The organism is Pseudomonas fluorescens (assembly GCF_900215245.1).
Taxonomy (GTDB): Bacteria; Pseudomonadota; Gammaproteobacteria; order Pseudomonadales; family Pseudomonadaceae; genus Aquipseudomonas; species Aquipseudomonas fluorescens.
This window is the reverse complement of sequence record NZ_LT907842.1, coordinates 1,920,506-1,938,391: the sequence shown is the minus strand read 5'-3', so window position 1 is coordinate 1,938,391 and position 17,886 is coordinate 1,920,506. Positions and strand designations below refer to the sequence as shown.

Below are 17,886 nucleotides of genomic sequence, written 5' to 3'. Positions count from 1 at the left end.
TGCTCTGACAGAACGACAGTGTGACGTACCACTCGATCTAAATTTGCCGGTTTTGATACTTTGCCGCAGGATGTGGAGGCTTTTACGGCTAAGGTTACGACTTAACCTTACAGTCGGCGCATTTGATAACCCTTATCATTGGTGATTATCAGGCAGCGCGTCATAATGCCCGCCGCCAACACACTTTTGCAGAGTCTAGGGAGCTAGCTTGTCTACGCCTGTCGAACCCTTGCGTTTGCTGCTACTGGCCGATGAGCCAGCGTGGGCAGCGTTGTTGCGCGAGTGCCTGGCGCCGATGGGCGAAGGGGCTGTGCTGATCAGTGCGCCCAACTGGGACTCGGTGAGCCGTCTATTCGATGACGACCACACCGCCGTGCTGTTGACCACGCCACATTTGCAACCCGGTCCTGGCCGCTGCAACTTGCCGTGCGTGTTGCTGCTGGAGCAGGAGCCACTGGTTGCGCCGCTGGGTGTCAGCGATTGGCTGATCCGGAGTGTTCTGGATGCCGATACATTGCGCCGCTGCTTGCGCCACGTGCGTGAGCGGGGCGCGCTGGAAAACACCTTGCAACGCCTGGCCGAGCAGGATCCGCTCACCGGCATCGCCAATCGGCAGGGTTTCCAGACCTTGCTGGCGGCGCGATTGGTTGAGAACGAAGGCCGCGGTTTGGCCCTTGGCCACCTCGACCTCGACAACTTCCGTCACGCCAACGACGCGTTGGGCCACCAGGCGGGCGACCGGTTGATCCTGCAGGTGGTTTCGCGGCTCAAGAGCCAACTCGAAGCCGGTGACCAACTGGCGCGCCTGGGCAGTGACGAATTCGCCTTGCTGATTGATACCCGCCGCGCGCCTCAGCGCGCCGAATGGATGGCTGAACGCATTATCGAAGCGATGGCCGAACCCTACTGGGTAGACGGCGAAAGCCTCTTGATCGGTTGCAGCCTGGGCGTGGCACATGCTCGCGCGCGCGCCGGTGCCGACCCGTTGATGTGGCACGCGCACATCGCCATGCAGCAAGCCAAAAGCACACAAGGCTGCACCTTTCACATCTTCAACGAACGCATCAACCGCAACGCACGCAGCCTGGCCGACCTGGAAAGTGAACTGCGCCGCGCATTGCGCCGTGACGAACTGGAACTGCACTACCAGCCGCGCCTGGATCTGGACGACGGGCACATCGTCGGCCTTGAAGCGCTGGTGCGCTGGCGCCACGGCGAACGAGGCCTGTTGCCGCCCAGTGAGTTTGTGCCCTTGGCTGAACAGAGCGGTCTGATCGTACCGCTGGGTTACTGGGTCATCTCCCGGGCCCTGCGCGACATGCAAGACCTGCGCGAGCGCGGCCTGCCGCCGCTGCACATGGCGGTCAACCTGTCATTTCGCCAATTCCAGGACAGCCAATTGCTCTCGACCCTCAGCCGGTTGATTGCCGAGCGGGGTGTGGAAGCGCAGTGGCTGGAGTTTGAACTCACCGAAACCGCCGTGATGCGCCGCAGTGATCTGGTCAAGCAGACCATGGATGCCCTCGGCCGCCTTGGCGTGAGGTTTTCGCTGGATGACTTCGGCACCGGCTTTTCGTCGTTCGTGCACCTCAACAGCCTGCCGATTGCCTTGTTGAAGATCGATAAGAGTTTTGTCGGCGGCATGGAAGAGCGTGAAGAAAATCGCAAGCTGGTGCACGCCATGATCAACCTGGCCCACAACCTCAACCTGGAAGTGGTGGCCGAAGGTGTGGAAACACCCGAGCAACTTGCGCTGTTGAGGTTGTTTGGTTGCGACCAGGCCCAGGGTTATTTGATCAGCAAGCCGTTACCGTTGCCGGAGTTGGTCGAATACCTGACGCTTGGCAAAGACCAGCAGGCGCTGTTGGGCTGAGTTGCGAACCGCCTCAAAAATGTGCGAGCGGGCTTGCTCGCGAATATGGTGTATCAGTCACCGACGCTATCGACTGTTCCACCGCATTCGCGAGCAAGCCCGCTCTCACCTGTTGATTGAGTAAGACCCTTACTCTGCCTGTGCGGTATGAAAGCCAGGGTGTGCTTCAGGCTCGCGGCGAATCATCCTTTCCATTTTCGCTTCAAACGCCCAGGTCAGGCTGATGGCCGCGCAGGCCAGGCCCAGCGCCAGGCCCCACCACACGCCAGTCGGCCCCCAGCCGAGGGTGAACGCCATCAGCCATGCCGATGGAGCGCCGATCAGCCAATAGCAGCCCAAGCCCACCAGGAAGGTGGTCTTGGCGTCTTTCAGCCCACGAATGCAGCCCATCGCGATGGTCTGCACGCCGTCGAACAATTCAAACCAGGCCGCTACCGCCAGCAGGCTGACGGCCAGGACGATCACGTCGTGGAAGGCCGGGTCGTTATGGTCGAGGAATAGCCCGATAAGCGGATCGGAAAACAGCCACAGCACCGCCGCAAATCCCAACATCACTGCCGCGCCAAACCCGATGCCAACCCTCCCGGCCATGCGTGCGCGCAGCAACTGGCCGGCGCCGTAATGCTGGCCGATACGCATGGTGATCGCGTACGACATTCCCGCCGGCACCATGAACGCCACCGAGACAATTTGCAGGGCAATCTGGTGCGCCGCCAGTTGCGTACTGCCCATGGTGCCCATGCACAGCGCCGCGAAGGCAAACAGCCCGACTTCCACCGCATAGGTGCCGCCAATCGGCAGGCCCAGGCGCCACAGCTCGCGCAAGTACTGGGTGTTGAGGCGCAGCAGACCGGTGCCGAGCGGGTAGGCCGCGTAGGTCCGGTTGCTGCGGATGTACCACATCAACGCCAAGGCCATGCTGTTGGCGACGATGGCCGTGACCAAACCGATGCCCATCAAGCCCAGCTTGGGCAGGCCGAACATGCCCTCTATCAGCGCGTGGTTGAGGAAATAGTTAAGCACCGTACCGCACAGGCTGATCACCATCACCGGGGTAGCCTTGCCGATGGCGCTGGTGAAACCACGCAAGGCCATGAAGCTCAGGTAGCCGGGCAGGGCGAACGGCAGGATGGTCAGGAATTGCCCCGCTGCGTGCACGTTGGTTTCGGTCTGGCCAAACATCAGCAATACGGGCTTGAGGTTCCACAGCAGTAAGCCGGCCACCAGGGCCATCAGCCACGCGAGCCAGAGCCCGGCCTGGGTCAGGCGAGTAGCGCCTTCGATGTCGCCCGCACCATGACGAATGGCGACAAGGGTGCCGACTGCGGCAATTACGCCGATGCAAAAAATCGCCACAAACGAATAGCTTGCGGCGCCGAGGCCGCCACCGGCCAAGGCTTCGGGGCTGAGGCGGGCCATCATCAGGGTGTCGGTCAGCACCATCAGCATGTGTGCCAACTGTGAGGCAATCAACGGCCCCGACAGCCGCAGAATGGCCCAGAGTTCGGTACGTACCGGATGCTGCATGATCATCACGCTCAAAAAGTCGGAGGGTTGAGGAAGGGTTGATTCTCGGCGCTTTGAGCACATTGCACAAAACGATAAATGCGATCGTTTGCATGATTAAAACTCATGCCTGAGTGATTCTGGTAGGGTTTCAATATTGCGCTGTCGGAGCTTTCCCAATGTCTCGTCGCCTTCCTCCGCTTTATGCCCTGCGGGCCTTTGAAGCCGCCTCCCGGCATAACTCGTTCACCCGTGCGGCGCTGGAACTGTCGATCACGCAAAGTGCGGTCAGCCGACATATCCGTACGCTCGAAGAGCATTTCGCCTGCCGCCTGTTCCAGCGCAGCGGCCGGAACCTGCAACTCACCGAAGCAGCGCGCCTGCTGCTGCCCGGTGTACGTGAGGGGTTCGCTGCGTTGGAGCGGGCCTGCCACACCCTGAATGCCGAAGACGACATCCTGCGCATGAAAGCGCCGTCCACCTTGACCATGCGCTGGCTGCTGGCGCGGCTCAGCCGCTTTCGCGCGTTGCAGCCCGGCAATGAAGTGCAACTCACGAGTGCGTGGATGAGCGTGGATGAAGTGGACTTCAACCAGGAGCCGTTCGATTGCGCAGTCCTGTTGAGCTACGGGCATTTCCCGGCGGACTGGGAGGCCTGTTACCTGTTCCCTGAATTGCTGATCCCGGTGGGCGCCCCCAACCTGCTGACCGATGGGCCATGGGATGTTCATCGTTTGGCGTGTGCGGAGTTGCTGCACCCTACGCCCGACCGCCGCGACTGGCGCAACTGGCTGGAGCGCATGGGGCTGTCGTCCCAGGTGTCGCTCAAGGGTGGGCAGGTATTCGACACGCTTGAACTGGGCATGATTGCAGCGGCGCGAGGCTACGGGGTGTCCATGGGCGATCTACTGATGGTGGCCGAAGACGTCGCCCAAGGGCGATTGAGCCTGCCGTGGCCGACCGCCGTGGCCAGTGGGGAGAATTACTACCTGGTGTGGCCGAAAACCCGTCCCGGTGGTGAGCGTCTGCGCCGTTTGGCGGAGTTCCTCCAAGGGGAAGTCAACGCCATGGCGTTGCCCCAGGTGGAACGTCTGGACTGAAGCGCTACCCACCGTGCGTACAATCGTTTGCGCGATCCCCCTGTGAAGCGCTCAAGTATTGCCCGTGCCCGCCGAAGTAGGGGTGTTGGAACCTTCGTGCACCAACGTTTCCCCACTAGATAATTTGCCGAGCAGCGCTATGAGATCAGGATGATCCTGGCCTCGGCCAGGAGCTGTCATGTCTCAACCTCGCGCTCGGATTGCCTCCCAGTTAGGCCTCGCCTTGGCCGTAATCTTGGCTGTCGTCATCAGCGGCAGCACTGTTTTCGCCTTGCGTTCCCTCGATTCCGCCAACCTTGAAACGCGCGAGGAACACCTGGCCAGCGAGGCGCGCTTGCTCGCCGACCAGCTCAACACCTTCCACAGCACCTTGCGCGAGAGTACCCAGCGTTTGAGCGGGCTGTTTGAAAAGCGCTTCGGCGCCGGGTTGAGTGTGCGTGGCGAGCAGCCGGTAGCCGTGGCCGGCGTACAAACCCCGAGCCTGTTCCTGGGCAGCGACCTGTTGAACAACGATTTCGGCGAGGTCGACGAATTCAAGGACACGTCCGGCGGCGTGGCCACGGTATTTGTGCGCAGCGGCGAAGACTTTATCCGTATCAGCACATCCCTGACCAAACAGGATGGCAGCCGCGCCATCGGTACGGCCCTGGACCACCAGCATCCGGCCTATCAGCGCCTGCTGGCCGGGCAGAGTTATGTCGGCCGGGCGGTGTTGTTCGACCGCTCCTACATGACCCAGTACACGCCGGTGCGGGATGCGGCCGGCAAAGTGATCGCCGTGCTGTTCGTCGGCTTCGACTACACCGACGCCCAGAAGGCCCAGTTCGACAACCTTAAGCGCTTCCGGATCGGCCAGACAGGCTCCCTGGCCCTGTTGGATGAACAGAAGCACTGGCTGGTGCCACCCGCAGGTGTGCAGGCGCTGGACCAGGCAATCCCGGTGATGCTCGACCTGGCCAAGACGCCCGGTAAAGGTCTCTTCTGGAGTGACAAAAACGAAGATTTCTACAGCGTCTCGGTGCCGTTCGACGGCGGCCCGTGGGCGGTGGTGGCAAGTATGCCGAAGTCAGAAATTCGCGCGGTGACCTGGGCGGTGGGGATTCGCCTGGTCATTGGCAGTGTGCTGGCCATGTTGCTCGCTGTGGGCGCTGCGGTCTGGCTGCTGCGCAGTAAGTTGCAGCCCCTGAGCGACCTGGTGCGCCAGGCCGAAGCCCTTGGCGCGGGTGATTTGAGTGCGCGCCTCAATGTGTCCAGCCATGACGAAATCGGCCAACTGGCCCGCAGCTTCAACCAGATGGGCGAAGCGCTGTCGACCATGGTTTCGCATATCCGCAAGGCGTCCGAAGAGGTCAACAGCCGAGCCCAGGCGTTGTCTGGGTTGTCTGGCGGTGCCTACGAAGGCATGGAGCAGCAGTCCGGCGAAATCACCAGCATGGCCGGCGCAGTGGAGGAGTTCAGCGCGACTTCGCTGAACATCGCCGACAACATGGGCAACACCGAGCGACTGGCTCAGGAAAACGCCCAGCAGACGCGTATCGGCCGCACCTCGATGCAGGAGGCGTCGTCGTCTTTGGAGCATATCGCTGAGGCGCTGAACAGCACGGCCACGGTCATCAATACCCTCGGCCAGCGTTCCCAGGAAATTGGCGGGATCGTCGGCGTCATCACCTCGATCGCCGAGCAAACCAACTTGCTGGCGCTCAACGCCGCCATCGAAGCCGCGCGTGCCGGTGAGCAAGGTCGAGGTTTTGCCGTGGTTGCCGACGAGGTGCGTAACCTCGCTTCGCGCACGCGTCAGGCCACCGACGAAATCTCCGGGATGATCCAAAGCATCCAGCAAGAAACCGGCAACGCCATCAGCACCATGGAGCACGGCAACGTATTGATGCAGGAAGGCTTGTCGCGCAATGCTGACGTGGCGTCGGCCCTGGCGCGGATCGACGAGCAAAGCCGCTCGGCGGGCCAGCAGTTTGCCGCGATCACCACCGCGACCCAGGAGCAGAGCAGCACGGCAAATGTGCTCAGCAGCAACCTGCAAAGCATTGCGCTGGCCAACAGCGAGCAGCGTGAAGTGGTGTCGAACCTGGCCATTACCGCCAAGGAACTGGAAACCCTGGCGGCCGGCTTGCGGCACGAGGTGGATCGGTTTCGTTGAGGCCTAGCGGTCGCCGAGGCCCGGGTCCACACGCTTGCCGATATCCTTGAGGCGCGCGAGCTGATCGACCATCCCTGGTGCCTCGTCCAGGCTACTGACGAAGGTCCACAGGTAAGTCATGACCGCGTACACGTGGCCAGCTTTGACCGCAGGCGACAGGGCCAACTGGCTGATCGCGACGACAAACAGCAGGGCGGCGAGCGTACCGATAAACAGGAACGCGGCCGCCTCGCGGTCTGACAGCCAGATCCGCAGGCGCGACAGCACGTGATAGTGGCGCTGCAAGGTTTGCACGCCGACCTTTTCCACCAAACCGATTTCCTTCTCCAGGCGGTCATTCAAGCGCTCATGCAGCTGCTGATTGCGTCGGGCGAAGCGTGGCAGCAAAGTGGTGCACAACAGCAGTGCGCCCAGGCACGCCAGGCCGATCCACGGCTCGATCACCACCAACATCACCGCCGCACCGACGATGGAGACCAGCGCCGTCGCGATGATCGGCACGTGTTTTTCGAAGAAGTCGACAAAATCCCGTGCCAATACCACCCGCGCCGCCGCCCTTGAAGTGCTGTGGTTTTGCAGGCGCTGATTGAGGATGACCGGCACGGCGAGGTCAGCGTAGATCCGCGTGAAGGTGCGGGTGTCCAACGCGCGTCGCGCCGCCCCGACCACCCAAAACATCAAGACCACGGCGGCGTAAAACAACGCACTGTCGGCATCGCCACGGATGATCGAGTCCACCGCGAACCCAGCAAACAGCGGGTAGGCCAGCAATAGCGCGTTCTCCAGCGCAACCAGCGACAGCGTGCAGAACAGTTTGCCAGGGTAGGCCCGGGCAATTGCCTTGAGGGTTTGGCTGGCGGACTGTTGGCCAATTTTCTTGCTTTCTTCGATCAGAATTTGCGAAGTGACGGATGACATAGGTGCACCAATGGGGTGATAGACGCTATTATTGAGCGACTGCTCAAGTATCCTTGAGCGATCGCTCAAAAAGCAAGCGCCACTCATCCATCGGCGCCCGAAGGAATTGCCCATGTCGCGTATTGACCGTAAAGACCAGATCATCGCCGCTGCCCTGGAGCTGTTTCGCAGCAAGGGTTTTGCCGATGTGTCCACCCGCGACCTGGCCGAGCATGCCGGCCTGTCCCGCAGCCACGTCTACCACTACTTCAGCGACTGGAATGAGTTGCGCCGCGAAGCGTTTGTGCGTTTTGCCAATGAACAACTGGATGAAGTCCGCGCCCCGTTGGTGGGCGTGCCACCGCTTGAGGCGCTGGTCGGGTTCTTGCGCGATTGCCTGCCGTGCACCGCCGACGCCGGCTGGGCGCTGTGGCTGGATGCATGGGACGAGGCGATGCATGACCCGCAGATGGCCCAGGCCTATCTGGTGATCAATGCTCAATGGCAAGGCATGCTCGCTGAGGTGATCGAGCAAGGAGTTGCTGAAGGTGTTTTCCGCTGTAATTCACCCCAACGCGCTGCCCGGCAGATCTTTGCCTTGGCAATGGGGTATGCCGATGACCTGATGCTCAAACCGTCTACCGAGTCGGCAGAAGCGGTGTTGGGTGAGGTGATGGAAGTGGCGAGGCTGCTATTGGATTTCCCCTCGGCGCACTAGCCAGCGGCCACAGGCCGGTATTGCAGCGCTTCTGCCAGATGATGGCGGGTGATGTTCTCTACTTGCTCAAGGTCGGCCAGGGTCCGCGCCACTTTGAGCAACCGATGTGCTGCGCGCAGGGACAAGGTCAGCCGTTCGCAGGCGCTTTCCAGCCAGCTTTCGTCGGCTTTCGCCAGCCCGCAGTGCTTGCGCAGCCCTGGCAGATCCAGAAAGGCATTGGCGCAGCCTTGACGTCGTTGCTGGCGCTCGCGTGCCTCGGCGACCTCTGCCGACGCCTTCGCCGTGTTATCGCCGTCCTGTTGGGTTGGGTTCAGCGCGGTGGTTTCCCGCGCGACAGTGACGTGCAAGTCGATGCGGTCCAGCAATGGCCCGGAGAGTTTGTTGCGATAGCGCTGGATCTGCTCCGGCGTACAGCGGCAACGCCCGCTGGGGTCGCCCAGATAGCCGCAAGGGCAGGGGTTCATGGCTGCCACCAATTGAAAGCGCGCGGGGAAACTCACCCGGTCCCGCGCCCGGGAAATCACGATATGCCCAGACTCCAGCGGCTCGCGCAGCACCTCCAGCACCTTGCGATCAAACTCCGGCAACTCATCCAGAAACAGCACGCCATGGTGGGCGAGGGTAATTTCCCCAGGTTGCGGCTTTGAACCACCGCCCACCAGTGCCGGCGCGGAAGCCGAGTGGTGTGGCTGGCGAAACGGGCGGTGCGGCCAATGGCTCAGGGGCGCCGGGCTGACCACCGATTGAATCGCCGCCACTTCCAGGGCTTCCTGTTCACTCAACGGCGGTAGCAGCCCAGGCAGCCGACTGGCGAGCAAGGTCTTGCCGGTGCCGGGTGGCCCGCTGAACAGCAGGTTATGCGCGCCCGCCGCCGCGATCAGCAACGCGCGTTTGGCCGCCAGCTGCCCTTGCACCTCACTCAAATCCGGATAGGGTTTGTTCAGGTACAGCAGCCCGTCGGACTTGTAGGGCTCAATCGGTACTTGCCCGTTCAGGTGCGCCACCACCTGCAGCAAGTGATCTACCGCAATCACCTTTAACCCCGACGCCAGGCACGCTTCCTCGGCATTGGCCCGAGGCACTATCACGGTGCGCCCGGCCTTGCGTGCTGCCAGCGCCGCCGGCAACACGCCTTTTACTGCGCGCACCTCACCCGACAGCGCCAGCTCCCCCAGGCATTCCACGTCGTCCAGCATCAACGCCGGCACCTGCACGCTGGCTGCGAGAATCCCCAGGGCAATCGCCAAATCAAAACGCCCGCCGTCCTTGGGCAGGTCGGCAGGCGCGAGGTTGAGGGTGATGCGGCGGGCGGGGTATTGCAGCGCTGAGTTAAGGATGGCGCTGCGCACGCGGTCCTTGCTTTCCTTGACGGCAGTTTCCGGCAGGCCTACCAGCGTCAGGGAGGGCAGACCGTTGGCCATATGCACTTCAACGCTGACGGCAGGGGCTTCGACGCCAATCTGGGCGCGGCTGTGGACGATAGCGAGGGACATGCTCGTTCCTTGAAAGAGAGGGCCGCTTCCTGCGGTTTTTCAAGGGTAGACGAGGGGGTGGAGAGCGAGGCGGGGGAGGTTTTACAGAACGTATCCGAGGTGCAGCGAAAAAACTCATGTGGGAGCAGGCTTGCTCCCACCGTTGACTGAGTTGTGACCGTTACTCGGCAGTGGGGGCGAGCCGCGCTTCCAACTCCGCCACCTTCGCCTCCAGGCTCTCCAGCCGCGCACGGGTGCGGGCCAGCACGACCATCTGGCTGTCAAACTCTTCCCGGCTCACCAGGTCGAGCTTGCTGAAGCCGCTTTGCAGCAACGCTTTGAACTGGCTTTCGATTTCGTTGCGGGGCAACGGGGTGTCGCCGCTGAACAAGCGAGAGGCGTGGCCGCTCAGGGCGTCGAGGAGGTCTTTGGGCGCGAGCATGGGAAATATTCCGGAAAACTGTTGGCGGGCAGTGTATCACGCAGCGTCTATAGTCTTTTCACGGTCGCAGACGCACGCTTTTCGCGCAGGGGGCCGGGCGGCTATGCACTGTTTTTGTGCGCATTGGCGTCGCGATAAAGCCCCGCAGGTGGGCATAAGTGGGCAACGGACTGATTTCAGTGGTTTTTACGGAGCTGGCAAGCTTTCTGCTTAGACGATCATGACCCATGCACTGATGCAGTCGCTGTGACGAATGCAGTGCGCCGACGGATCAGGGGTACAGGTTTCGTCACCAGTGGTTCGCTGGCGTCGCAACGGCAAATGCCGAGGCGACGACGCGTTACAAAGCCAGGCACTGCGCTTAGACTTGAGACGGGTTTGTTTTCCTGGGGCAAGTCCACCAATTCGGGAGAGAGTTTTCATGAAGCTAGTCACTGCCATCATCAAGCCGTTCAAGTTGGACGATGTACGCGAGTCGTTGTCCGAGATCGGCGTGCAGGGCATTACCGTTACTGAGGTCAAAGGCTTCGGTCGGCAGAAGGGTCACACCGAGCTGTATCGCGGCGCGGAATACGTGGTCGATTTTCTGCCGAAGGTGAAGATTGATGTCGCCATTGACGACAAGGATCTTGACCGGGTTATCGAGGCGATAACCAAGGCGGCCAACACCGGCAAGATCGGTGACGGCAAGATCTTCGTGGTCAATCTGGAACAGGCTATTCGCATCCGTACCGGCGAAACCGATACCGACGCAATCTAAGCCGCCAAACCCCCAACGCCCCAGGAGAAAACAATATGACTCTGCGTAAATTCGCAGGGCTAGGAGCCCTGTTGTCCCTCGTAATGCCGGCCTTGGCATTGGCGGCGGACCCAGCCCCTGCTCCAGTCCTCAATTCCGGCGACACGGCGTGGATGCTCACATCCACCGCGCTGGTGCTGTTCATGACCATTCCAGGCCTGGCGCTGTTCTACGGCGGCATGGTTCGTTCCAAAAACATTCTTTCCGTGATGATGCAGTGCTTCGCCATCACCGGTCTGATCACCATTTTGTGGTTCGTTTACGGCTACAGCATGGCGTTCGACACTACGGGTATGGAAGCCGGCGTCGTCAACCTCAACTCGTTCGTGGGCGGCCTGTCCAAACTGTTCCTGTCGGGTGTGACTCCGGCGAGCATCACCGGCCCTGCGGCGCTGTTCCCTGAGGCGGTGTTCGTCACCTTCCAGATGACGTTCGCGATCATTACACCTGCGCTGATCGTCGGTGCTTTCGCTGAGCGTATGAAGTTCTCCGCGATGCTGATTTTCATGGGCGTCTGGTTCACCCTGGTCTACGCACCAATCGCCCACATGGTGTGGGGCGGTCCGGGTTCGTTGCTGGGCGACTGGGGCGTGCTGGACTTCGCGGGCGGCACCGTGGTGCATATCAACGCCGGTGTGGCTGGCCTGGTGGCGTGCCTGGTACTCGGCAAGCGTAAAGGCTTCCCGACCACCCCAATGGCACCTCACAACCTCGGGTATACCCTGGTGGGTGCGGCCATGTTGTGGGTTGGCTGGTTCGGCTTCAACGCCGGTTCCGCTGCTGCGGCCAACGGCACTGCCGGTATGGCGATGCTGGTCACCCAGATTGCTACCGCTGCGGCGGCGCTGGGCTGGATGTTCGCCGAGTGGGTCACCCACGGTAAGCCAAGCGCACTGGGCATTGCCTCGGGCGTGGTCGCCGGCCTGGTTGCAATCACCCCGGCTGCCGGCACCGTGGGCCCGATGGGCGCTCTGGTTATCGGCCTGGCGGCAGGCGTGGTGTGCTTCTTCTGCGCAACTACCCTGAAACGCAAGCTGGGCTACGACGACTCCCTGGACGCCTTCGGCGTGCACGGTATCGGCGGTATCCTCGGCGCGATCCTGACCGGCGTATTCGCAGCCCCTTCCCTGGGCGGCTTCAACGCGGCGACCACTGACATCGCGGCGCAAGTCTGGATCCAGTGCAAAGGCGTCGGCTTCACCGTGATCTACACGGCCATCGTGACCTTCATCATCCTCAAGGTGCTGGATGCGGTCATGGGCCTGCGGGTCACCGACGAAGAAGAGGCTGTCGGCCTCGATCTGGCGCAACACAACGAACGCGGCTACAACTTGTAAGTACGCGAAAAAAAGATGCCCGGCTTGCCGGGCATTTTTTTGTCTGGTGTTTGTCAGTGATAGGACGCTGTACCGGTTTTTGCACAGAGTTTGTGATGGGGCGCACACAGTACTTTTCACCGTGCAAAAGTCTTACATGCATGTAGGCGTATTCGGCACTTTGTTTTTTTCCTGAGCGCGCTAGAATGCGCGCCGATGGGCGGAGAACTGTATGTGGCAACAGACCCTGATTACCCTGCGGGCCAAGCCCCGGGGCTTTCACCTGGTAACGGATGAGTTGCTTGCCGGCTTGCCTGAATTGAAGGCTTGTCGCGTAGGCCTGTTGCATCTGTGGCTGCAGCACACCTCGGCCTCGTTGACGATCAACGAGAATGCCGACCCGGCGGTTCGCCGTGACTTCGAACGTTTTTTCAACTCGCTGGTGCCGCAAGGGCGTGCAGGGTTCGAACACAACGACGAAGGTCCGGATGATCTGCCGGCGCACTTCAAGGCCAGTCTCCTGGGCTGCCAGCTGAGTTTGCCGGTCAAGGCCGGCCGCTTGGCAATGGGGACCTGGCAAGGTGTTTATCTGGGCGAGCACCGTGATCATGGCGGTGCTCGTAAAGTCCTCGCCACCTTGCACGGTGATGGGGCATAAGCCACTGGTTATCCGGTGGATGTTGATTTTTTCCGGCGAACTCGACAGCGAGTGAGGCTGGGCTATAACTAATCTGCTTTTCGCAAGTCATGAGGTAGAACATGAGCGACGATGATCTGGAAAACGACGACCTTGAAGTAGGTGACGACGACGAGACCGAAGAAGGTCTTGAAGCGGCAGCTGAAGACGTTACTGACGACGACGGTGGCGATGATGCACCTGCCCCGGCGGCCAAAGGCAAAGCCAAGGCAGCGGTTTCGGTAGACGAACTGCCAAGCGTTGAAGCCAAGAACAAAGAGCGCGATGCGCTGGCCCGTGCGATGGAAGAATTCCTCGCAAAAGGCGGCAAAGTGCAGGAAGTCGAGGCGAACGTGGTGGCAGATCCACCGAAAAAGCCGGATAACAAGTACGGCAGTCGACCTATTTGAGGTCAGTCACCTGCTTGTAAGAAAAAGCCCGCCGTCGCTGCGGGCTTTTTCATGCCTGTAATCAATCCTGCAGGTCACCACAGAACAAAAGGGCTGCCGCTATGGCGTTACTGCCAACTGCGAAGCAACGGCGGCAACTCGTTTAAGCGACGAATTTCCGCATCCGGGCGCTTATCCGCTTCCCACGCCTTGCCCGTCGGGTTAAACCACACCGCACGAAGCCCTGCCTGCTGCGCCCCGGCGATGTCATCGCCAGGGTGATCGCCAATATGCACCGCCTGACTGGCACTCACCCCACCGCGTTGCAAGGCTTCCTGAAACAGGCGCGCATCAGGCTTTGCGATACCGATATCTTCGGCGCGCAGGGCAAAGTGAAAGTAGTCGGCCAGGCCCACACGCTGCACATCGGCATTGCCGTTGGTGATAACCCCGAGCAGGAAGTGCTCGCGCAGGGCTTGCAACATCGGTTCAGCTTCGGGAAACACCGTGAGCTGGTGGCGTGCGTGAATGAACGCTTCAAAGCACACATCAGCCATCTGCGTGGCTTCTGGCTGTGGATAACCGGCCTCTTCAAAGGCGTGCATCAGCACCCGATGGCGCAACACGCTGATCCGATATTTGAGTTCAGGATGGCGCTCCAGTACCTGCTGGCGAAGGCTCGCGAAGTGCTCGAGAGGTAAATCGCCGACCTTGGAAGCATGGGTCGCCAGCCATTCACGCATCGACGCTTCGGCGCTGATGATGACGGGTACGTTGTCCCAGAGCGTGTCGTCCAGGTCGAAGGTGATCAGCTTGATACTCATGAGTCGCCGCCCTTGATGCGTTTGGCCCGTGGATGGGCACTGTCATACACCGTCGCCAGGTGTTGGAAGTCGAGGTGGGTGTAGATCTGCGTGGTCTTGATGTCGGAGTGGCCGAGCAGTTCCTGCACGGCGCGCAGGTCCTGGGACGACTCCAGCATATGGCTGGCAAAGGAATGCCGCAGCATGTGTGGGTGCAGGTTCTGCCCCAGCTCACGCTCGCCGGCGGCCTTGACCCGCAATTGAATCGCGCGTGGCCCCAGGCGGCGGCCTTGTTGGCTGACAAACACCGCATCGTCCGCCGGGTTGGTCAAAAGGCGCAGCGGTAGCCACAATTGCAAGGCTTCACGGGCCTTCCTGCCCACCGGCAGTACGCGGGTTTTGCTGCCCTTGCCGAGCACCTGCACCAGGCCGTCCGCCAGGTCCAGCTGATCGAGGTTCAGGCCGGTCAGCTCCGACAGGCGCAGGCCAGAGGAATAGAACAGCTCCAGGATCGCCTGATCGCGGTGGGCGAGGAAGTCATCCTCCACCGCGCCATCGAGCAATTGCAGGGCGCGGTCGGTGTCCAGGGTCTTGGGCAGGCGTCGCTCGCCCTTGGGCGGGGCCAGGCCATTGGCCGGATCGTGGTCGCACAGGCCTTCGCGGTTGAGGTAATGATAGAGGCCGCGCACCGCCGACAGCAGACGGGACAGGCTGCGCGAGGATTGGCCTTGCTGGTGCAGGCGCGCAATCAGGCTGCGCAGGCTCTGGATATCCAGGGCCTTCCAGCTGGCGATCTGTTGCTTTTCGCAGTACGCCAGGACCTTGTTCAAGTCCCGTCGATAGGCTTCCAGGGTATGGGGCGACACCTGGCGCTCGTTGCGCAGGTGAGCGCAGTAAGCGTCCAGTTGCCTGTCCATGGCTAGCGCACCGCGCGCAAGGCAGTGGTAAAGCGCGGCAGGACCCGGCCCAGCACTTCAGCGATATAGGTCAAAAACAGCGTGCCCACCGAGCTTTTGTAGTGATGAGGGTCACGACTGGCGATGGCCAATACGCCATGCAGGCCTTGATGGCTGAGGGCAACCACAGCGGTCGAGCCGATCTGCTTGCGCTGTTCAGCGCCAAACAAAAAGTCCAGCTCATGCTCGCGCAGGGTGCCGCTGATGGTCTTGCCTTCGGAGAGCAGGCCGCCGATTGCCGTCTGTGCTTCGCCGCCGCTGACCCAGCGACCCACCGGCATCGGGTTGTCGCTGAACAGAATCAGGCTCACAAACGGCACCTGGAAGTCCTGGCGCAGGCTGTCTTCCACGGCAATGACCGTTTCTTCGAGGCTGGTGGCATCCATCAGGGTAAGAATCAGGCGACGGGTCTTGTCGAAAAGACGGTCGTTGTCGCGGGCCACGTCCATCAGGTGCGAGAGCTTGTGGCGCATTTCGATGTTGCGCTCGCGCAGGATCTTCATCTGGCGCTCCACCAGCGAGACGGTGTCGCCGCGCTGGTGGGGGATGCGCAGGGCGGGCAGCAGTTCTTCGTGTTCGACGAAGAAGTCCGGGTTAGCCTCAAGGTACGCCGCGACAGCAGCGGCCTCCAGACTTTCGCTCGGGGACGTTTCGGCGGGTACTTGAGGCTTATCGGTCATTAGCTTGGCTCACTCATAGACGGACCTGTCCTTCGTATACGCGCGAGGCCGGCCCGGTCATCATCACCGGGTGGCCAGGGCCTGCCCATTCGATGGACAAGCGTCCGCCGGGCAGGTCGATCAGCAGCGGCGAATCCATCCACCCCTGGCTGATCGCGGCGACGGCGGCGGCGCAAGCACCGGTGCCGCACGCTTGGGTTTCACCGGCGCCGCGTTCCCATACACGCAGTTGCGCGCGGGAACGGTCGATCACCTGCAGAAAGCCCACATTGACCCGTGCCGGAAAGCGCGGGTGATGTTCGATCTTTGGCCCCAGCTCATGCACGGGGGCGTTATTGATGTCGTTGACCCGCAGGACGGCGTGGGGGTTGCCCATGGACACGGCTGCCAGGTCGACAATCTTGCCATCGACATCCACTGCATAACGGGTGGCCTGCTCGGTGGCCAGGAACGGAATATCCGCCGGCACCAGGCGTGGTTCGCCCATGTTGACGCTGATTTGGCCGTCGCTGCGAATATCCAGCTCGATCACACCGCTCTTGGTCTCGACGCGAATCTGCCGCTTGGCGGTCAGGCGTTTGTCCAGCACAAAGCGCGCGAAGCAGCGCGCGCCGTTGCCGCACTGTTCCACTTCGGAACCGTCGGAGTTGAAGATCCGGTAACGGAAATCCACTTCCGGGTTGCTCGGCGCCTCAACGATCAGCAATTGGTCGAAGCCGATGCCGGTGTGACGGTCGCCCCATTGTTTAGCGTGCTTGGGCAGGATGTGCGCGTGCTGGCTGACCAGGTCGAGAACCATGAAATCATTGCCCAGCCCGTGCATCTTGGTAAAACGCAGCAGCATGGCTTACTCCGGCAGCAGGCTTTCGCCAGCATACAACTCGGCTACCGTCTCGCGGCGACGCACTTCAAACGCTTGATCACCGTCCACCAGCACCTCGGCGGCACGCCCGCGAGTGTTGTAGTTGGAACTCATGACAAACCCGTAGGCACCGGCCGAATGCACAGCCAGCAGGTCGCCTTCTTCCAGGGCCAGTTGACGATCCTTGGCCAGGAAGTCGCCGGTCTCGCAGATCGGGCCGACGATGTCGTAGTTGCGACCTTCGCCAGTACGTGGCTTGACCGCAGTCACATCCATCCAGGCCTGATAGAGCGCCGGGCGAATAAGGTCGTTCATCGCCGCATCGACGATGGCGAAATCCTTGTACTCGGTGTGCTTGAGGTATTCGACCTGGGTCAGCAGGACGCTGGCATTGGCGACGATATGACGGCCCGGCTCGAACATCAGGGTCAGGCCGCGGCCTTCGGTGCGCTCGCGCACGGCCTGGATGTAGTCGGCAATCAGCGGCGGCTCTTCATCGCGATAACGCACGCCCACACCACCACCGAGGTCGATGTGTTGCAGGTAGATGCCGCACTCGCCAAGGCGCTCGCTCAGCGCCAGCAGGCGGTCGAGGGCGTCCAGGAACGGAGGCAGGGTGGTCAGCTGCGAGCCGATATGGCAGTCGACGCCCAGCACTTCCAGGTTCGGCAATTGCGCGGCACGGATGTACACGTCCTCGGCGTCGGCAATGGCGATGCCGAACTTGTTCTCTTTGAGACCGGTGGAAATGTACGGGTGGGTGCCGGCATCGACGTCCGGGTTGACGCGCAGGGAGATCGGCGCGCGAACGCCCATCTCGGCCGCGACGACCTGCAGGCGCTCCAACTCGTCGGTGGACTCAACGTTGAAGCAATGCACGCCGACTTCAAGGGCGCGGCGCATGTCTTCGCGGCTCTTGCCGACGCCGGAGAACACGATTTTTTCAGGCTTGCCGCCGGCAGCCAGCACACGTTCCAGCTCGCCACGGGAGACGATGTCGAAACCAGCGCCCAAGCGCGCCAGGACATTCAATACGCCCAGGTTGGAGTTGGCCTTGACCGCGTAGCACACCATGTGTGGAACGCCGTTAAGAGCGTCGGTGAAAGAACGGTACTGGGCTTCGATGTGCGCACGGGAATACACATAGGTCGGGGTGCCAAAGCGCTCGGCAATCGCGGACAGCGCCACGCCTTCCGCGAACAGCTCGCCGTCCCGGTAGTTAAAAGCGTCCATGAGTTTCCC

At 61.5% G+C, this 17,886-nt stretch carries 17 protein-coding genes; 8 read left to right on the top strand and 9 right to left on the bottom strand.

Annotated elements, in window-relative coordinates; genetic code table 11:
• Positions 1 to 208: 208 nt before the first annotated feature.
• A complete protein-coding gene (locus CPH89_RS09180) occupies positions 209 to 1,873 on the top strand; it encodes a putative bifunctional diguanylate cyclase/phosphodiesterase (protein ID WP_053258643.1) in 1,665 nt (554 codons plus the stop codon).
• Between the two features lie 129 nt (positions 1,874 to 2,002).
• Here the strand turns inward: CPH89_RS09180 and CPH89_RS09175 are convergent, their stop codons facing one another.
• On the bottom strand, positions 2,003 to 3,406 hold the full coding sequence (locus tag CPH89_RS09175; protein WP_053258642.1) for a NorM family multidrug efflux MATE transporter: 1,404 nt from the start codon (positions 3,404 to 3,406) through the stop codon (positions 2,003 to 2,005).
• A gap of 152 nt (positions 3,407 to 3,558) precedes the next feature.
• Here CPH89_RS09175 and CPH89_RS09170 point away from each other — a divergent pair, with 152 nt between their 5' ends.
• Both CPH89_RS09170 and CPH89_RS09165 read left to right on the top strand, forming a co-directional pair.
• Positions 3,559 to 4,479 (top strand): LysR substrate-binding domain-containing protein, encoded by a 921-nt coding sequence (locus tag CPH89_RS09170; RefSeq protein ID WP_053258641.1) that lies wholly within the window; start codon positions 3,559 to 3,561, stop codon positions 4,477 to 4,479.
• Between the two features lie 178 nt (positions 4,480 to 4,657).
• Positions 4,658 to 6,634 (top strand): methyl-accepting chemotaxis protein, encoded by a 1,977-nt coding sequence (locus CPH89_RS09165; RefSeq protein ID WP_053258640.1) that lies wholly within the window; start codon positions 4,658 to 4,660, stop codon positions 6,632 to 6,634.
• A 3-nt stretch (positions 6,635 to 6,637) separates the two neighbouring features.
• Here the strand turns inward: CPH89_RS09165 and CPH89_RS09160 are convergent, their stop codons facing one another.
• The gene (locus tag CPH89_RS09160) at positions 6,638 to 7,552 is read right to left on the bottom strand and encodes an ABC transporter six-transmembrane domain-containing protein (RefSeq protein WP_053258639.1); all 915 of its coding nucleotides are present in this window, start codon (positions 7,550 to 7,552) and stop codon (positions 6,638 to 6,640) included.
• A 112-nt stretch (positions 7,553 to 7,664) separates the two neighbouring features.
• On the opposite strand from CPH89_RS09160, the gene CPH89_RS09155 reads away from it, so the two are divergent.
• Positions 7,665 to 8,249: a TetR/AcrR family transcriptional regulator gene (locus tag CPH89_RS09155; RefSeq protein ID WP_053258638.1), complete on the top strand. Its 585-nt coding sequence runs from the start codon at positions 7,665 to 7,667 to the stop codon at positions 8,247 to 8,249.
• Here CPH89_RS09155 and CPH89_RS09150 read toward each other — a convergent pair.
• The gene (locus tag CPH89_RS09150) at positions 8,246 to 9,742 is read right to left on the bottom strand and encodes a YifB family Mg chelatase-like AAA ATPase (protein WP_053258637.1); all 1,497 of its coding nucleotides are present in this window, start codon (positions 9,740 to 9,742) and stop codon (positions 8,246 to 8,248) included. The two genes, CPH89_RS09155 and CPH89_RS09150, sit on opposite strands and share 4 nt — an antisense overlap.
• Before the next feature lie 160 nt (positions 9,743 to 9,902).
• Positions 9,903 to 10,163 carry an accessory factor UbiK family protein gene (locus tag CPH89_RS09145; RefSeq protein ID WP_053258636.1) on the bottom strand — a complete coding sequence of 87 codons (261 nt, stop codon included), beginning with the start codon at positions 10,161 to 10,163 and terminating at the stop codon, positions 9,903 to 9,905.
• Between the two features lie 421 nt (positions 10,164 to 10,584).
• On the opposite strand from CPH89_RS09145, the gene glnK reads away from it, so the two are divergent.
• The 4 genes from glnK (at position 10,585) to sutA (ending at position 13,364) form a co-directional block, all read left to right on the top strand.
• Positions 10,585 to 10,923, top strand: coding sequence for a P-II family nitrogen regulator (glnK, locus tag CPH89_RS09140; protein WP_002555808.1), 339 nt, complete (start codon positions 10,585 to 10,587; stop codon positions 10,921 to 10,923).
• A gap of 35 nt (positions 10,924 to 10,958) precedes the next feature.
• Positions 10,959 to 12,299: an ammonium transporter gene (locus tag CPH89_RS09135; protein ID WP_053258635.1), complete on the top strand. Its 1,341-nt coding sequence runs from the start codon at positions 10,959 to 10,961 to the stop codon at positions 12,297 to 12,299.
• A gap of 211 nt (positions 12,300 to 12,510) precedes the next feature.
• Complete coding sequence (locus CPH89_RS09130) at positions 12,511 to 12,936, top strand: secondary thiamine-phosphate synthase enzyme YjbQ (protein ID WP_017845176.1); 426 nt, start codon at positions 12,511 to 12,513, stop codon at positions 12,934 to 12,936.
• Positions 12,937 to 13,037: 101 nt separating this feature from the next.
• Complete coding sequence (gene sutA / locus CPH89_RS09125; RefSeq protein ID WP_053258634.1) at positions 13,038 to 13,364, top strand: dormancy-specific transcriptional regulator SutA; 327 nt, start codon at positions 13,038 to 13,040, stop codon at positions 13,362 to 13,364.
• 107 nt (positions 13,365 to 13,471) lie between these two features.
• Here the strand turns inward: sutA and CPH89_RS09120 are convergent, their stop codons facing one another.
• The 5 genes from CPH89_RS09120 to lysA are packed head-to-tail and all read right to left on the bottom strand — an operon-like array spanning position 13,472 to position 17,877.
• The gene (locus CPH89_RS09120) at positions 13,472 to 14,167 is read right to left on the bottom strand and encodes an HAD family hydrolase (RefSeq protein WP_053258633.1); all 696 of its coding nucleotides are present in this window, start codon (positions 14,165 to 14,167) and stop codon (positions 13,472 to 13,474) included.
• Positions 14,164 to 15,063, bottom strand: coding sequence for a tyrosine recombinase XerC (xerC, locus tag CPH89_RS09115; RefSeq protein WP_053258632.1), 900 nt, complete (start codon positions 15,061 to 15,063; stop codon positions 14,164 to 14,166). Before xerC ends, CPH89_RS09120 begins: the two co-directional genes overlap by 4 nt.
• A 2-nt stretch (positions 15,064 to 15,065) precedes the next feature.
• Positions 15,066 to 15,782, bottom strand: coding sequence for a DUF484 family protein (locus tag CPH89_RS09110; protein ID WP_053258631.1), 717 nt, complete (start codon positions 15,780 to 15,782; stop codon positions 15,066 to 15,068).
• Between the two features lie 13 nt (positions 15,783 to 15,795).
• Positions 15,796 to 16,626, bottom strand: a complete 831-nt coding sequence (dapF, locus tag CPH89_RS09105; protein WP_053258630.1) for a diaminopimelate epimerase — start codon at positions 16,624 to 16,626, stop codon at positions 15,796 to 15,798.
• Between the two features lie 3 nt (positions 16,627 to 16,629).
• Positions 16,630 to 17,877, bottom strand: coding sequence for a diaminopimelate decarboxylase (lysA, locus tag CPH89_RS09100; RefSeq protein WP_053258629.1), 1,248 nt, complete (start codon positions 17,875 to 17,877; stop codon positions 16,630 to 16,632).
• Positions 17,878 to 17,886 lie beyond the last annotated feature (9 nt).

Bases quoted from the DNA above. Each gene is read 5' to 3' on its own strand.
- CPH89_RS09175 (WP_053258642.1), bottom strand. From the start codon at position 3,406: ATGATCATGCAGCATCCGGTACGTACCGAACTCTGGGCCATTCTGCGG.
- CPH89_RS09170 (WP_053258641.1), top strand. From the start codon at position 3,559: ATGTCTCGTCGCCTTCCTCCGCTTTATGCCCTGCGGGCCTTTGAAGCC.
- CPH89_RS09165 (WP_053258640.1), top strand. From the start codon at position 4,658: ATGTCTCAACCTCGCGCTCGGATTGCCTCCCAGTTAGGCCTCGCCTTG.
- CPH89_RS09160 (WP_053258639.1), bottom strand. From the start codon at position 7,552: ATGTCATCCGTCACTTCGCAAATTCTGATCGAAGAAAGCAAGAAAATT.
- CPH89_RS09155 (WP_053258638.1), top strand. From the start codon at position 7,665: ATGTCGCGTATTGACCGTAAAGACCAGATCATCGCCGCTGCCCTGGAG.
- CPH89_RS09150 (WP_053258637.1), bottom strand. From the start codon at position 9,742: ATGTCCCTCGCTATCGTCCACAGCCGCGCCCAGATTGGCGTCGAAGCC.
- CPH89_RS09145 (WP_053258636.1), bottom strand. From the start codon at position 10,163: ATGCTCGCGCCCAAAGACCTCCTCGACGCCCTGAGCGGCCACGCCTCT.
- glnK (WP_002555808.1), top strand. From the start codon at position 10,585: ATGAAGCTAGTCACTGCCATCATCAAGCCGTTCAAGTTGGACGATGTA.
- CPH89_RS09135 (WP_053258635.1), top strand. From the start codon at position 10,959: ATGACTCTGCGTAAATTCGCAGGGCTAGGAGCCCTGTTGTCCCTCGTA.
- CPH89_RS09130 (WP_017845176.1), top strand. From the start codon at position 12,511: ATGTGGCAACAGACCCTGATTACCCTGCGGGCCAAGCCCCGGGGCTTT.
- sutA (WP_053258634.1), top strand. From the start codon at position 13,038: ATGAGCGACGATGATCTGGAAAACGACGACCTTGAAGTAGGTGACGAC.
- CPH89_RS09120 (WP_053258633.1), bottom strand. From the start codon at position 14,167: ATGAGTATCAAGCTGATCACCTTCGACCTGGACGACACGCTCTGGGAC.
- xerC (WP_053258632.1), bottom strand. From the start codon at position 15,063: ATGGACAGGCAACTGGACGCTTACTGCGCTCACCTGCGCAACGAGCGC.
- CPH89_RS09110 (WP_053258631.1), bottom strand. From the start codon at position 15,782: ATGACCGATAAGCCTCAAGTACCCGCCGAAACGTCCCCGAGCGAAAGT.
- dapF (WP_053258630.1), bottom strand. From the start codon at position 16,626: ATGCTGCTGCGTTTTACCAAGATGCACGGGCTGGGCAATGATTTCATG.
- lysA (WP_053258629.1), bottom strand. From the start codon at position 17,877: ATGGACGCTTTTAACTACCGGGACGGCGAGCTGTTCGCGGAAGGCGTG.